This window comes from Streptomyces sp. NPDC038213, from assembly GCF_055600495.1.
Window position 1 is genome coordinate 49,664 of sequence record NZ_JBVJYM010000025.1, and the last position, 13,271, is coordinate 62,934.

14 protein-coding genes are annotated in these 13,271 nt (G+C 75.9%); 11 read left to right on the top strand and 3 right to left on the bottom strand.

Annotation, left to right across the window (positions count from 1 at the left end):
* Nucleotide 1 precedes the first annotated feature (1 nt).
* From ACZ7JZ_RS27150 to ACZ7JZ_RS27175, 6 genes are all read left to right on the top strand, one after another.
* Nucleotides 2-859, top strand: a complete 858-nt coding sequence (locus ACZ7JZ_RS27150; protein ID WP_470943633.1) for a thioredoxin family protein — start codon at nucleotides 2-4, stop codon at nucleotides 857-859.
* Entirely contained in the window at nucleotides 859-1,506 is a 648-nt protein-coding gene (locus ACZ7JZ_RS27155) for a TlpA family protein disulfide reductase (protein ID WP_470943635.1), read from the top strand. The genes ACZ7JZ_RS27150 and ACZ7JZ_RS27155 overlap by 1 nt, the downstream gene beginning before the upstream one ends.
* A 68-nt stretch (nucleotides 1,507-1,574) precedes the next feature.
* Entirely contained in the window at nucleotides 1,575-2,333 is a 759-nt protein-coding gene (locus tag ACZ7JZ_RS27160; protein WP_470943735.1) for a cytochrome c biogenesis CcdA family protein, read from the top strand.
* Between the two features lie 54 nt (nucleotides 2,334-2,387).
* Nucleotides 2,388-2,984: a hypothetical protein gene (locus ACZ7JZ_RS27165; RefSeq protein WP_470943636.1), complete on the top strand. Its 597-nt coding sequence runs from the start codon at nucleotides 2,388-2,390 to the stop codon at nucleotides 2,982-2,984.
* A gap of 151 nt (nucleotides 2,985-3,135) precedes the next feature.
* The gene (locus ACZ7JZ_RS27170) at nucleotides 3,136-4,527 is read left to right on the top strand and encodes a HAMP domain-containing sensor histidine kinase (protein ID WP_470943638.1); all 1,392 of its coding nucleotides are present in this window, start codon (nucleotides 3,136-3,138) and stop codon (nucleotides 4,525-4,527) included.
* Entirely contained in the window at nucleotides 4,524-5,075 is a 552-nt protein-coding gene (locus ACZ7JZ_RS27175) for a hypothetical protein (protein ID WP_470943640.1), read from the top strand. The genes ACZ7JZ_RS27170 and ACZ7JZ_RS27175 overlap by 4 nt, the downstream gene beginning before the upstream one ends.
* A 90-nt stretch (nucleotides 5,076-5,165) precedes the next feature.
* Here the strand turns inward: ACZ7JZ_RS27175 and ACZ7JZ_RS27180 are convergent, their stop codons facing one another.
* Nucleotides 5,166-6,182 carry an SMP-30/gluconolactonase/LRE family protein gene (locus ACZ7JZ_RS27180; RefSeq protein ID WP_470943641.1) on the bottom strand — a complete coding sequence of 339 codons (1,017 nt, stop codon included), beginning with the start codon at nucleotides 6,180-6,182 and terminating at the stop codon, nucleotides 5,166-5,168.
* Nucleotides 6,183-6,219: 37 nt separating this feature from the next.
* Nucleotides 6,220-7,275: an EamA family transporter gene (locus ACZ7JZ_RS27185; protein WP_470943642.1), complete on the bottom strand. Its 1,056-nt coding sequence runs from the start codon at nucleotides 7,273-7,275 to the stop codon at nucleotides 6,220-6,222.
* 46 nt (nucleotides 7,276-7,321) lie between these two features.
* Between ACZ7JZ_RS27185 and ACZ7JZ_RS27190 the strand changes: the two genes are divergently transcribed.
* On the top strand, nucleotides 7,322-7,891 hold the full coding sequence (locus tag ACZ7JZ_RS27190) for a MarR family winged helix-turn-helix transcriptional regulator (RefSeq protein ID WP_470943644.1): 570 nt from the start codon (nucleotides 7,322-7,324) through the stop codon (nucleotides 7,889-7,891).
* A gap of 34 nt (nucleotides 7,892-7,925) precedes the next feature.
* Here the strand turns inward: ACZ7JZ_RS27190 and ACZ7JZ_RS27195 are convergent, their stop codons facing one another.
* The gene (locus ACZ7JZ_RS27195; protein WP_470943646.1) at nucleotides 7,926-8,426 is read right to left on the bottom strand and encodes a DedA family protein; all 501 of its coding nucleotides are present in this window, start codon (nucleotides 8,424-8,426) and stop codon (nucleotides 7,926-7,928) included.
* 397 nt (nucleotides 8,427-8,823) lie between these two features.
* On the opposite strand from ACZ7JZ_RS27195, the gene ACZ7JZ_RS27200 reads away from it, so the two are divergent.
* From ACZ7JZ_RS27200 to ACZ7JZ_RS27215, 4 genes are all read left to right on the top strand, one after another.
* On the top strand, nucleotides 8,824-10,128 hold the full coding sequence (locus ACZ7JZ_RS27200; protein WP_470943648.1) for a hypothetical protein: 1,305 nt from the start codon (nucleotides 8,824-8,826) through the stop codon (nucleotides 10,126-10,128).
* Between the two features lie 8 nt (nucleotides 10,129-10,136).
* Nucleotides 10,137-10,904, top strand: a complete 768-nt coding sequence (locus ACZ7JZ_RS27205) for a bestrophin-like domain (protein ID WP_470943650.1) — start codon at nucleotides 10,137-10,139, stop codon at nucleotides 10,902-10,904.
* 111 nt (nucleotides 10,905-11,015) lie between these two features.
* A complete protein-coding gene (locus tag ACZ7JZ_RS27210; RefSeq protein WP_470943651.1) occupies nucleotides 11,016-13,055 on the top strand; it encodes a flavin monoamine oxidase family protein in 2,040 nt (679 codons plus the stop codon).
* A gap of 43 nt (nucleotides 13,056-13,098) precedes the next feature.
* On the top strand, nucleotides 13,099-13,224 hold the full coding sequence (locus tag ACZ7JZ_RS27215) for a hypothetical protein (RefSeq protein WP_470943652.1): 126 nt from the start codon (nucleotides 13,099-13,101) through the stop codon (nucleotides 13,222-13,224).
* Nucleotides 13,225-13,271: the final 47 nt, after the last annotated feature.

Consider the following 13,271-nt stretch of genomic DNA (forward strand, 5'->3'; position numbering starts at 1 on the left):
CATGGCCGCACACCGGCGCCGCACCCGCACCTCCCGCATACCGGGCCTCGTCCGGCTCTCCGCCGTCTCCCTTTCCGTCGCCACGGCCGCCCTCGCGACCGCCTACGCCACCACCGGCCTCGGCGGCGGCGACGACGCACAGCGCGTATCGGCGGCCTCGGCCCCCGAGGACCCGGCCGCACTGGAGGCGGCCGGAACAGGATCGGGAGCAGGCGGCGGATCCGGATCCGCCGCCGATCCGGCCGGGGCCGTCGGAGCCGCTGCCTCCGCGGCCGCCTCCGCCAGCTCCGCCCCCTCCGCTTCGGCTTCCGTTTCCGCCACCCCGTCGGCCGGAACCGCCGATCCCGCAGCGCCGGCGCGCCCCGCCGCGCCCGCGACGAAGGCGCCCGCCAAGCCCGCCGCCAAGCCCGCCCCGGCCCCCGGGCCCACGAAGGGCGGCGGCGCCCCCGCCTCCGGCGACTCCGGCTTCGTCCCCGGCTACCCGTCAGGCTCCGACGCCCGCCAGGCCGTCAAGGCGGCCGTCGCCGCGGCCGAGGCCGACGGCAAGAAGGTCCTGGTCGACTTCGGCGCCAACTGGTGCGGCAACTGCAAGGCCGCCGACGAGGTGTTCGGCACCAGCGCCGTCGGCAAGCTGCTCGACGCCTCGTACCACGTGGTCAAGGTGGACATCGGCAGCCAGGGCGGCAGCTCCGCCGGCTTCGACCTGCTGCGCACCTACTGCTCGGGCGAGGGCGCGTACAAGATGCCCGTACTCGTCGTCCTCGACGGCAGCGGCCGCGTCGTCACCGAGACCCACTCCACCGGCAACCCGAGCCTGACCGCCGACGGCCTGAGCGCCTTCCTGCGGCAGTGGGCCTGATGGCGGGCCCGGAGGAAGGGCGCCGTGCGCGCCCGCGCCGCGTCCCGGCGGCCGTCGCCGCCCTGCTCCTCCTCGCCGCGGCGGCCGCCGGCTGCGCCGGATCCACCGCCCCCGCGTCCACCGCCCCCGCAGCAGGTGCCCCCGCGCCCGACGCCCCCGCCGGGGCCGGAACCGCCGCGACCGCCGCCGTCATCCCCGCCGCCGTACGGCAACCCGCCCCCGACACCGCAGGGCAGGACCTCACCGGCCGCGACCGGGCCCTGCGCTCGTACCGCGGCGAGGTCGTCGTCCTGAACGTATGGGGCTCCTGGTGCGCCCCCTGCCGGGCCGAGGCCGCCGAACTGGAGGAGCTGCGCGCCGCGCTGGCCCCGGACGGCGTACGGCTCCTCGGCATCAACGTCCGCGACCGCTCGACCGGCCCCGCCCGGCGCTTCGAGAAGACGTACGGCCTGCGCTTCCCGAGCATCCACGACCCCGCCGGCACACTGCTGCTCGCCTTCCCGCCCGCCCTGCTCAACCCGCAGACCGTCCCGTCCACCCTGGTCGTCGACCGTACGGGCCGGATCGCCGCCTCCGTCTCCGGACCGGTCACCCGCGCGCAGCTCGAACCGCTCGTCGCCCGCATCGCGCAGGAGCAGCAGCCGTGACCGCCCCGCCCTCCCGGGCCGCCGTCCCCTCCCTCCCCTCCCTCCCCTCCCTCCCCGAGTGGACCGTCATCGCCGCGGACCTCGATCCGGGCGCCGTGTCCGGCACCCTGCTGCTGGCCGTCCCCGTGGCCGTGGCCGCCGGCCTGATCTCCTTCCTCTCCCCGTGCGTCCTGCCGCTCGTACCCGGTTACCTCAGCTACGTCACCAGCCTGTCCGTCGCCGACCTCGCCGCGGCGGAAGGCGGGCGGCGCGGCCGGATGGCCGCCGGGGCCGCGCTGTTCGTCCTCGGCTTCAGCGCCGTCCTGGTCTCGGGCGGCGCCCTGTTCGGCTACGCCGGACGCAACCTCATCGCCCACCAGGACACCATCTCCCTCGTCCTTGGCCTGTTCACCATCGCCATGGGGCTCGCCTTCGCCGGCTGGCTGCCCGGCTTCACCCAGCGCGAGCTGCGCAGCCGGCACCGGCCCGCCCTCGGACTCCTCGGCGCACCCCTGCTGGGCGTGGTCTTCGGCGTGGGCTGGACCCCCTGCATCGGACCCACCCTGGCCGCCGTACAGGCACTGGCCTGGAACGAGGCCAGTGCCGGCCGCGGCGCCCTGCTGATGGTCTGCTACTGCACCGGGCTCGGCGCCCCCTTCCTGCTCACCGCCCTCGCCTTCCGGCGGGCGCTGGGCGCCTTCCAGTGGGTCAGGAGCCACCACCGCACGGTGATGCGGGCCGGCGGGGCGATGCTCGTCCTGGTCGGCGTACTCCTGGCCACCGGCATCTGGTCCGACCTGGTGTACGCCCTCCAACTGCGCCTCGCCGGCACGACCGCCCCCCTCTAGACAGCTGCACCCCCGCCCCACCCCCCTTTGACAGATCAGGACGAAACGAACGCCATGAGAAGACGACGCACCGCACAGACCGCCGTCACCGCCCTCGCCGCCCTCGCCGCCGTCACCGCGCTGACCGGCTGCGCGGGTTCGCCCGACCCGGTCCCGGGCGCGGTTGCCGCCCCCGCCGCGGCCACGGAGCCGAAGCCCGCCGCCGCGGTCACCGAGTTCAACGAGAACGGGGTGACGGTCCGGCTCAGCGTCTCCGACTGGAAGGGGTCCGCGGGCACGGTGGTCGCCACCTTCACCCCCGACGAACCGGGCTTCCACCTCTACAGCAAGGGCCTGCCCGCCGAGGGCGTGGACGGGGTGGGCCGCCCCACCCAGGTCAGGGCGGCGGGAGCGGTGGCCGCCGAGGGCTCCCTCACCGTGGACCAGCCCCTCACCACGGTCGAGGTGCCCGGCGTGACCGGAGCCGTCCCCGTCTACCCGGACGGCCCGGTGACCGCCCGGCTGCCGATCCGGGCGACCGCTCCCGGCGAGGCGAAACTGCTGATCGGGTACGCGAGCTGCAGTTCTACGGAGGGGTGTACGATCCCCGTGGCCGACCGGGCAGTGACCCTGCGCACCACCCCCGACCGGCTGTCGTTCACAATCGGCTGACGCCCCGCGCCCGTGGCGCCCCGCTCCTCTTCCGCACCCTCCGCCCACCCCCGTAGGAGCGCCGTACCGTGATCCGACGAGCGGCGCCCCACCTCCCCGGCGGCAGCCGCGGGGTGCGCGACCACGGGACGACCCGCCACAGGCCGCACCGGTGAGGCGGTCCCTCGCGGGGGTCGCCCTGGCCGTCACCTCGATGGTCGCGCTCTCCTTCCTCATCCCCCTCGGCCTGCTGGTGATGTCCCTGGCCCGCGAGCAGAGCGTCACCGCGGCCGAGCAGAGCGCCGCGGCGATGGCGCCGATCCTCGCGCTCACCACCGACCCGGCCCAGCTGCGCGAGGCCGCCGCGGGCCTGCGGGCCGCCGACCACCTGGTCATCCACCTGCCCGACCGGCGTACGGTCGGCAGCCCGGGCCACGCACCCGCCGACCTCCTGCGCCGGGCCGTGACGGAACGCGAGTCGATCTCGCGGGACGTCCCGGACGGCGGCTGGATCTACCTCCAGCCGGTGATCCTCCCGCAGGACGAGGTGGCTGTCGTCGAGAACTACGTGCCCGAGGACGAGCTGACGCGCGGCGTCACCCTCTCCTGGAGCGTGATGGCCGGCCTGGCCGTCGTACTCCTCGGCGGATCCGTGCTGGTGGCGGACCGGCTGGGCTCGGCCGTGGTCACGGCGGCCAAGCGGCTGGCCGAGGCCTCCCGCCGGCTCGGCGCGGGCAGCCTCGACTCCCGCGTGCAGCCGAAGGGACCGCCGGAACTCAGGGAGGCCGGTACGGCGTTCAACTCGATGGCCGACCGCATGACCGACCTCCTCGCGGTCGAACGCGAACTCGTCGCCGACCTCTCCCACCGCCTACGCACCCCGCTCACCGCCCTGCACCTCGCCGTGGAACGGATCGCACCGGGCGCCGAGACCGGCCGCATCCAGGCCGCCGTCGCCGAACTCGAACGGGAACTGGGCGCGATCATCGCCGAGGCCCGCACCCCGCTGGCCGTCGGCCCGCTGGGCCGGGTGCTGCGCGGGGACGGCGCCCCCGAGACCCCGCCCGCGGACGGGGGCCGATGCGAGGCGGCCGAGGTGGTCGCCCGCCGCGCCGCCTTCTGGGCCGTCCTCGCCGAGCAGCAGGCGCGCCCCTGCCGGGTCTCCGTCACCGACGAGCCCACCCCCGTCGGCCTGCCGGAATCCGACATCACGGCCGTCGTGGACGCCCTGGTCGGCAACGTCTTCCGCTACACCGCCCCCGGCACCGCCCTGGAGGTCACGGTCAGCCGCACCGCCCACACCGTCGAACTGACCGTCGAAGACGCGGGCCCCGGTATCGCCGACCCCGACGGCGCCCTCGCCCGCGGCAGCAGCACGGGCTCGACCGGCCTGGGCCTGGACATCGCCCGCCGCGCCGCCCTCGCCACCCACGGCACGGTCCGCATCACCCGCGGCCCCCTGCGCGGCGCCCGCATCACGGTCACCCTCACCCTCTGCCTGGAGCCCGCCCCCCACCCGCCCTCCCGCCGCCGCGCCCGGCGCCCGGGCAGGCGGGCCGCATGACCGGGCCGGCGCCCGGCCGACCGCAGCCGACCGCCCTCGACACCCCGCGCGCACTGGCGGCAGCAGCCGGACCGCTCGAGGACCTGCTCGACGACTGCAACCACGTGGTGACCGTCTCCCTGTACCCGGTGGTTCCCGCGCTCCCGGCCGCAGGAGCCGCCGGGCCGCCCGAGGACATGCTGCGGGCCCTGGCCCGGGCGGTGTACGCGCAGGGCGCCGGCCCCCGTCCGCCCGCCGTCTCCACCACCCCGGTCCCCTCCCCGCGGGCCTGGAGGGAGATCCTCCGCCACGAGGCGACGGCAGGCTTCCTGCACCCCGCCGTGCGGTTCGCGGACCCCGGGCTGCGCACCCCCGCCGAGACCCGCCGCGCCGCCGAACTGGCCGAGGGCCTCGCCGACCTCGTCGAAGCCCGCCTCGGCCCCGTCCGGACCGCGGCCGAGGTCCGCACCGGGGGCCACAGCCCGCCGACGGGCGCCCTCCGGCACCGCGACCTGCTCCTGGTCACCGTCGCCTGGGCCACCGTCCTGCACCTGGGGATCAGCGACTGAACCGCCGGACCGACGGGTCGCCCGGCTGCACCCGTACCACCCTCCGGGTGCCATGGCCTGGGGTCCGGCGTTCCGGCGCTCCGGGGCTCCTCACGGGCCCGCAGGCAGGGGCACCTCCTGGATCACCCCGTCGATCCCCGCCCGGTACAGCCTGCCCGCCGCGAATCCCCGGTCGCCCTGCCCGTACGCGACCTGCGTGGACAGCGGCAGGCCGTCGGCCACGGCGCACAGCGCCCCGTGTTCGGCGCGCCAGATCCGGCCCGCCGCGTGGGTGGTGACCAGGGGGCGGCCGCGGGGGTCGAGGGCGAGGCCGTCGGGGAGGGCGAGGGTGTCGGCGCCGGTGGTGGGGATCCAGCGCTCGGGGCGCCCCGGGTCGGCGACGGGGACGCGGTACAGGGCCGGGGCGAGGGTGGTCTGGACGACGTAGAGCGTGCTGCCGTCGGGGGAGACCGCGATGCCGTTCGGCTGCGCGATCCGGGCCCAGGCGGGGTCGACCCGCCCGTCCGGGGTGACCCGGCCGATGGTGCCCCCGCCGAGGGTGCTGGTGTACACCGTGCCGTCGGCGGCGAGTGCGACCCCGTCGATCCCGCCGAGCCCCGACGCGTACGTGCTCACCGCACCGGAGTCGGGGTCCACGAGCAGCAGCCGGGAGCGGGGGAACATGGCGCCGGTCAGCGAGTGCACGAGGTCGTTGCCCGTACCGACGAGCAGCCGGCCGTCCCCGCGGACCACGATCCCGCCGTTGGCCCCGATCCCGCCGGTCAGCGGCACCGGGGTGCTGCCGGGGGCGTCGATGCGGTACACCCGGCCCGAGGAGTACGCCGTGGCGAACATCCGGCCCCGCCGGTCCACGGCGATGGACTCCACCCAGTCCGGTATCCGCGCCGCCTCCGCCGGGCGGCCCGCGGCGGGTGCACCCGGGCAGGGCGGCGCCGCGTACGCCGCCCCCGCGGCCGGTATCCCTGCCGCGAGCACGGCGAGGACGGCCGCGGCCCGGGCGGCGAGCCGGAGCGCGCGGCGCCGGGCCCGCCGGGGCGGCCGCCCGGGGCCGTGACGGCCGCCGCCCGCCACCCCGCCGCGGGTGGTCCTGTCCGCCGCCCTCCGCATCCCGCCCCGCCGTCCTCGCACGCATCCCCCCGGACCTCTACGGGCCCGCTTCCGGGTCCGTCGTGCGACCTACCCGCCGGACGGGCTGAACAGACCCTTCCGGAACATCCGTTCGTGTCGGCGACTGTGAAGGGAGGGGCGGGAGGCGGGACGGGGGGTGGCGGGGCGGCCGGGCGGGCCGGGCGGGTCTGCCGAGGGCGACTCCGCCCAGGACCAGCGCCAGCCCGCCCAGCTGCTGCGCGGTCAGCGCCTCGGCGGCGAGCGCCGTGCCGAGGAGGACTCCGGTGACGGGGTTGAGCAGGCCGATCAGGCCCACGGTCCCCGCGGGCAGATGGCGCAGCCCCGTGAACCAGACGGCGAAGGCGAGGGCGGTGGCGACGAGCCCCAGGTAGCCGAACGCGAGCAGGGCGGAGCCGGAGAGCGCGGGAGGCGCCCCCTCCACGACCGCGGCGGCCGGGACCAGGAAGAGCCCGCCGGCGGTGAGCTGCCAGGCGGTGGACGCCAGTACCCCGGCTTCGGCGGAGGTCCCGCCGGCGGTCCCGACCGCGGCGCTGGAGTCCGTACCGCTTCCGGATCCCTTGCCGCCCCCGGCGTTCCACCGCTTGGCGAGGAGGTGCCCGTAGCAGGAGACCAGTACGGCGGCCGAGGAGGCGAGCACGCCCGCGGGGCTCACGGCCTCCACCCCCGTCAGCAGCATCAGGCAGACCCCGGCGAGCCCGAGGCCCGCCCCGGCGAGGTGGGCGGGGCGGGGCCGCTCGGAGACCAGCGGCCAGGCCATGAGCATCGTGGTCAGCGGGGCCACCGCCATGACCGTGGAGGCGACGCTCGTCGGCAGCATCTGGGCGGCGAGGTAGACCAGTACGAAGAACATGCTCACGTTGAGCAGCCCCAGCACCGCCGACCGCCCCCACCACGCCCCGCGCGGCAGCCGGCGGCACACGAGCAGGAGCAGGAGGCCCGCGGGCAGGGCGCGCAGGGCGGCTCCGTAGAGCGGGTAGTCGGCCGGGAGGTACGCGTCCGTGACGAAGTAGCTCGTCCCCCAGGCCACCGGCGCGAGCGCGGTGAGCGCCACCCAGCGGGCGTTGGCTTCCATGGAAGCTAATATAGCTTCCATGGAAGGTAGTGCGTCTGGAGGATGCGTGGAGAACGTGGTGGAGGCTCCGGCGGAGGTGTCGGCGTCGGCACCGGCTACGGCGCCGGACCGGGTGGCCCGCATCCAGGAGGACTGGCGCCGTGAGCGGCCCGACCTCGACGTGGGCCCGCAGGGCGTGATCGGCCGGCTGCACCGCCTGGCGGACCGGCTCACCGAGGAGCTGTGCCTCGTCTACCGGCGCTACGGGCTGGGGGAGGGGGAGTTCGACGTCCTGTGCGCCCTGCGCCGCGCGGGCGCACCCTACGAACGCGCGCCCGGCGAGCTCGCCGCACACACGATGGTCACCACCGGCGCGATGTCGAAGCGGATCGACCGCCTGGAGGAGGCCGGACTCGTCACCCGCCGCCGCTCCGAAGGCGACCGGCGCGCCCGCATCGTCGCCCTCACCGGCCCCGGCCGCGAACTGATCGACCGCGCCTTCGCCGAGCACATCGGCAACGAGCACCGGCTCCTGGCCCTGCTGGCCCCCGCCGATGCCGACGCCCTCGAAACCCTGCTCACGACCTGGCTCGCCCGCATGGAGCCGCCGCTTCCGCCGGCTCCGCCGAACCCGTAGGCCCACGGACCGCCCGAGATCAGGAAGGGGCGGCCTACGACTCCCCGGCCGTGGGCCCGCCCGGGGTCACGACCGCGGACCCCTTCCTGCGCTGCACGCTCCTGCGGTAGGCGGCCGCCCCGCCCGCCGCCAGCACGAGGACGGCCACGGCGGCCACCCCGAGCGCGGTGTGCTCGGCGAAGAGCCTGCCGAGCCCCGCGAGCACGCCGATCCCCACGGTCGCGTAGATCAGTGCCCAGGCGGCCCCGCCCACGAACAGCGCGGGCAGGTAGCGGCGCAGCGGCATCCGCATGCTGCCCGCGAGGAAGTTGGCGGCGGTCTGGAAGCCGACGGTCAGGAAGGAGACGGCCACCACCGGGGCGCCCCACCGCTGGATCGCGCGCTCGACGCGCTGGAACCGCTCGGAGGAGATCCGCCCGGCGAACCGGCTGCGCCGCGCACCGGCACCGGCCAGCCACCCGACGGCGAAGGTCCCTCCGGCGCGGAGCAGCACGATCACGTACAGGGCCCCGGCGGTCAGCGCGACCTTATCCACGGTGCCCCGCCCAGGGGCAGGGCGCACACGCCCGGTCTCCGTCTCCCACCTGCGCCCCGCCTCTACCCGTACCCGTGCCGTCAGCCGCGCGGCCTGCCGCCGCGCGGCACCAGAACCCTAACCTGCACGTCCGTACGCCAGGCAAGGCCACCCTAACCGAACGCGCATACGGGGGGTACAGGGCGCCGGGTCGGCGGGGCCGGGCCCGCCCTCCCGGGCTGCACCCCCGCCCCGGAGCGCGTGGCGGAACGTCTTGGTTGATCCTTCGATCACATAATGCGTTATGGCTTTCGGTCGGAAAGTGTCCGGAGTTGCGCAGGCAATTGTGCTGTCCGGCCTCGGGATGTGCCTCATCGGTTCGGCGCCTGCCGGCGGGAAAGACGGAGACGTGCTCCGGATGACCGTTACGACCAACAGCGTCTCCGTACCCGGGGTGCGGATCCGTGCCGGGCAGCGGGCGGTGCGCGTGTACCGGCTGCGGAATTTCGCGGAATACGGGCTGCGCGGCCTCGGTGTGCGGGACCCCCAGGTCGCGGGCGGCTCCGTGCGGTGCCCCCGGGACTTCCTGGCGCCGCTGGGCACGATGACCTGCCGTGCGGAGGTCGCCCCCCGCCCCGGCCGCCACCTCGTGCGGGTCACGGCTGCGGGCGCGGCCGCGTGGGAGGAGTACGGCCGCGCCCGCGCCTCGGCCACCGCCGGGTACGAGGTCCGCCCCGCCGTGCTGACCCTGCGGCGCACGGCCTCGCAGAAACGTCTCTTCTATCGCATCGCCTACGCGGGCCCCGCCGCCCTGGAGAACCTGCGCCTGCACGATCCGCTCCTGCACGATCCGCGCCTGCGCAAGGCCGCCCCCCTGACGTGCTCCTCGGGCGCGGGCCTGCCCCGCCGCCTGCCGGCCGGCGGGAGCGTCGAGTGCTGGGCGCCGGGACCCGCGGGTCCGGGACGCCACGCCTCCGTGGCGCGGGTCTCCGGAACGGCGAAGGACCGGGCCGTCTCCGCGAAGGGCGCGAGGCTGCCGCCGCTCGCGCTGTCCGCCCGGGCGGCGGCGGGGTACTCCGTGCCCGTTCCCCCACCGCCCGCCACCAGGCCCTCCGCTCCGCCGGAGGGCGGGCGGCCCCGGCCCCCGGGCACCGCCCCCACCCGCGGTGCGACTCCTCCACCCGTTACGACTCCACCCGGTACGACTCCACCCGGTACGGCTCCCCCCGGGGCGCCGCCCGCCGGGACGCCCCCGCGCCCCGCGCCCCGCCCGCCCGTGCCGCCCCGCCCGCCCGCCGAGGGGACGCCCCCGCAGCCCGAGCCCGGCGGCCAGCCACTGCCCGGCGCCCCGCCGGGCGGCCTGCCCGCGCCCCCGCCGGGGGACGCCGCAGGCCCGGCGGGCGACGCGGCCGCGGCGCCGCCCGCACCACCGGGCGCTGCCGGTGCGGCTGACCCGTACCTCCTGGCGGCCGGCCCGGCGGCTCCCGTGGGCCCGGTGCCCGACGCCCCGCCCTTCACCACGCCCGACCCCCCGCCCGACGGGGCCTCCCCGACCCGGCTCCCCCGGAGTTCGGCCCTGTCGGCGCGGCCGTCCCGGACGGACGGCGACGGGCTCATGCAGCCCGCGGACTGGGCGGTCATGGCCTTCCTGATCGTGCTCATCCCGGCCGTGCTGGCCGCCATGAGTTTCGATTCGCGTAAATCCAAATCCTCGGGGAAATGAAAGCTGACATGCTCGGTCTGGGTATCTTCTACGCATTCCTGGGTGCTGCGACGGCGTGCGGTCTGACATGGGCGCTCTCCCGCAGCGAGGCTTCCAGAAAGGCCCATCTCGAAGCCCCCGCGCTGGGTTTCGTGGGCAGCGCGACGCTGGCGCTGTTCGTGCTGACGGCAGCCTTCCTGGTCGCGAGTTCCTGGCAGCAGCGCAATGCCGCCGGCGACCACACCTACCAGGAGGCCCGGAGCCTGGAGGCGGCCTACGCCGGGGCCCGCGAACTGCCGCCCGCTGCCCGCCTGCAGGCCCGTGCCCAGCTGAGGGCGTACACCAGGGAGGTGGCGGGACCCGAGTGGTCCTCGATGCGGTCCCAGCAGATGAGCCCGCGGGCGGCCGCGGCCCTCGACGGGGCGAGGCTGACCGTCGCGCGGGCCGCGGGGGAGGGCGACGAGGAGAAGAGCGCCCGCGAATCGGTGGGTGTCGCCCTGGAGCACGTGGCCACCGCCCGCAACCAGCGGTCCAGCGATATGCGGTGGGCCGTTCCGGACCCGATCTTCTACGCGCTGATCGCCACGGCCGTGCTGGTCGTCCTGTTCCCGGCGCTCGTCGGCATCAACGCCGGTCCGCGGCACATGCTCGTGATGGTCCTGCTCGGTACGGTGCTCGGTTTCGGGGTGTACCTGGTGTCGTGCCTGCAGTACTCCTTCGCGCCGCCCCTCGGCATCGAGCCGGACGCCTACCGCCAGACGCTCGCGAGGTTCGACCAGATCGACACGGCCGCGTAGCGGCGGCGCCCTGCGCGAACTCCCTCCGTCCTTGGGCTGTTTGGGCTAATGATCGCCGGATGCGCCCGTGTGGCCGGGAACCGGCCTGCTCGACCGTTGCATGGTGGCGTGATGCGAGCCAATCGATCCCAGAATCCGGCCGGTTCCCCCCAGCGGTCCGCTTCCCTGTCGCGGCGCGAGTTCACCGTCGGTTCCGCCGCGGTTGCAGCCGCGGCGGCCGTTGCCGGAGCCGGGGCACCGGCGGTCGCCGCCCCCGTTCCCGCCCCGGCGCCCGTTCCGCAGGCCGCGCAGGCCGTGCAGGCCGGCGCGCCGCTGTCCCAGCGCTGCCTCCAGATCGCGCACGCGCTGCTGATGCGGGGGCCCGACGGGCAGGACCTGGTGCCGGCCTACCGCAGCGTGCTGGTGGACGGCCTGCCCCGCTCCTCGGCCGCGCCGAAGAAGGTGCTGGTCGTAGGGGCGGGCCCGGCGGGACTGGTGGCGGCCGCGCTGCTGAAGCGGGCCGGGCACGCGGTCACGCTCGTGGAGGCCAACGGCAATCGTGCGGGCGGCCGGATCAAGACGTTCAGGACGGGCGGGCACGAGGGCGCCGCGCAGCCGTTCGCGGACCCCCTCCAGTACGCCGAGGCCGGGGCCATGCGCATTCCGGGAAGCCACCCGCTCGTCATGGCCCTCATCGACCGCCTGGGCCTGGAGAAGCAGAAGTTCCGCCTGGTCGACGAGAACCCCGACGGCAGCCGGGCGCAGCGGACCTGGATCCACGTCAACGGCCTGCGCGTCCGCCGTGCCGACTACGCGCGCAGCCCCCGCCGGGTGAATCGTTCCTTCGGAGTGCCCCGGGCCCTGTGGGACGTCCCCTCCGGCAGGATCCTGCAGGACGCGCTCGCGCCGGTCCGCGACGAGATCAGCACGCTCGCCCCCGACGGCCGCCGCGTGGACAAGCCCGCCGACGAGCTCGTCGCCGGATGGGCGCGGATCATCGAGCGCTACGGCGACTGGTCCATGCGCCGCTTCCTCAGCGAGTCGGCCCAGCTCGACGACGCCACCGTCGACCTGGTCGGCTGTCTGGAGAACCTCACCTCGCGGCTCCCGGTCTCCTTCATCCACAGTTTCCTCGGCCAGGCCCTGATCAGCCCCGACACCGCCTTCTGGGAGCTCAGGGGCGGGACCGCGAAGCTCCCGGACGCGCTGCTGGAAGAGGTCCGGGACGCCGTGCGCTTCGACCGGCGCGTCACCAGGATCGAGTACTGGGACCCCTCCCGCCCCCACGCCGACACCTCCCGCGTCAGCGCCGGGGGCCCCCGGGTCTGGGTCGACACCGTGTCCGAGGGGCGCGAAGGCGTCCCGGTCCGCGAGCAGTTCACCGCGGACCTCGCCGTGATCACCGTGCCCTTCTCGGGGCTGCGGCACATCCGGGTCGCCCCCCTCATGTCGTACGGCAAGCGCCGGGCCGTGACCGAACTGCACTACGACAGCGCGACGAAGGTCCTCCTCGAATTCAGCCGCCGCTGGTGGGAGTTCGGCGAGGACGACTGGAAGCGCGAACTCGACACCATCGACCCCGGTCTGCACGCGGCGTACCAGAAGGGCCGGGCACCCGCCGACGGCAGTCTGCTGGGCGGCCACGCATCCGTCACCGGCGAGCGCCTGTCCGCGGGCCAGCGCGCGTACTACGCGGCGTACCGCTCCGCCACCCGCGACCAGCCGGAGGCCCTCCAGAGCCTCGGAGGCGGATCGGTGAGCGACAACCCCAACCGCTTCACCTTCAACCCCTCCCACCCTGTACCCGGCAGCCCCGGCGGGGTCGTCCTCGCCTCCTACAGCTGGGCGGACGACGCCAGGCGGTGGGACGCCTTCGACGACGACGCCCGCTACCCCCACGCGCTGGCGGGGCTCCAGGAGGTCTACGGCCAGCGCATCGAGGTGTTCTACACCGGCGCCGGGCGGACCCAGAGCTGGGCGCGCGACCCGTACGCGTACGGCGAGGCGTCCGTCCTCCTGCCCGGGCAGCACACCGAGCTGTTCCCCGACATCGGCACCCCGGAGGGGCCCCTCCACTTCGCCGGGGACCACACCTCCCTCAAACCCGCCTGGATCGAGGGCGCCCTCGAATCCGCCGTCCGCGCCGCCCTGGAGGTCCACTCCGCCCCCTGACCCCGCCCGATGCGATTTCCTTCTCTTCTGGCAGGGGCGGGTGATGCGGGCCATGACGCGGCTCGGCTTCACCTGCCGCGGCCTCGCACAGGGCGCCGTGCCCGCACCCGGCACCGGCCCGCTGCAGCGGGCCTCCGCGGCGCTCGGGGCTCCCCCCTCCGACGGATGACCGCGGCGCCCGTCCCCGGTCGGCATCGGGGGCGGGCGCCGGTCCCC

Excerpts from the sequence above, each read along its gene's own strand:
- ACZ7JZ_RS27180 (WP_470943641.1), bottom strand. The coding sequence starts at position 6,182 with ATGCGGAGGGCGGCGGACAGGACCACCCGCGGCGGGGTGGCGGGCGGC.
- ACZ7JZ_RS27200 (WP_470943648.1), top strand. The coding sequence starts at position 8,824 with ATGACCGTTACGACCAACAGCGTCTCCGTACCCGGGGTGCGGATCCGT.
- ACZ7JZ_RS27155 (WP_470943635.1), top strand. The coding sequence starts at position 859 with ATGGCGGGCCCGGAGGAAGGGCGCCGTGCGCGCCCGCGCCGCGTCCCG.
- ACZ7JZ_RS27175 (WP_470943640.1), top strand. The coding sequence starts at position 4,524 with ATGACCGGGCCGGCGCCCGGCCGACCGCAGCCGACCGCCCTCGACACC.
- ACZ7JZ_RS27165 (WP_470943636.1), top strand. The coding sequence starts at position 2,388 with ATGAGAAGACGACGCACCGCACAGACCGCCGTCACCGCCCTCGCCGCC.
- ACZ7JZ_RS27210 (WP_470943651.1), top strand. The coding sequence starts at position 11,016 with ATGCGAGCCAATCGATCCCAGAATCCGGCCGGTTCCCCCCAGCGGTCC.
- ACZ7JZ_RS27150 (WP_470943633.1), top strand. The coding sequence starts at position 2 with ATGGCCGCACACCGGCGCCGCACCCGCACCTCCCGCATACCGGGCCTC.
- ACZ7JZ_RS27185 (WP_470943642.1), bottom strand. The coding sequence starts at position 7,275 with ATGGAAGCCAACGCCCGCTGGGTGGCGCTCACCGCGCTCGCGCCGGTG.
- ACZ7JZ_RS27205 (WP_470943650.1), top strand. The coding sequence starts at position 10,137 with ATGCTCGGTCTGGGTATCTTCTACGCATTCCTGGGTGCTGCGACGGCG.
- ACZ7JZ_RS27215 (WP_470943652.1), top strand. The coding sequence starts at position 13,099 with ATGCGGGCCATGACGCGGCTCGGCTTCACCTGCCGCGGCCTCGCACAG.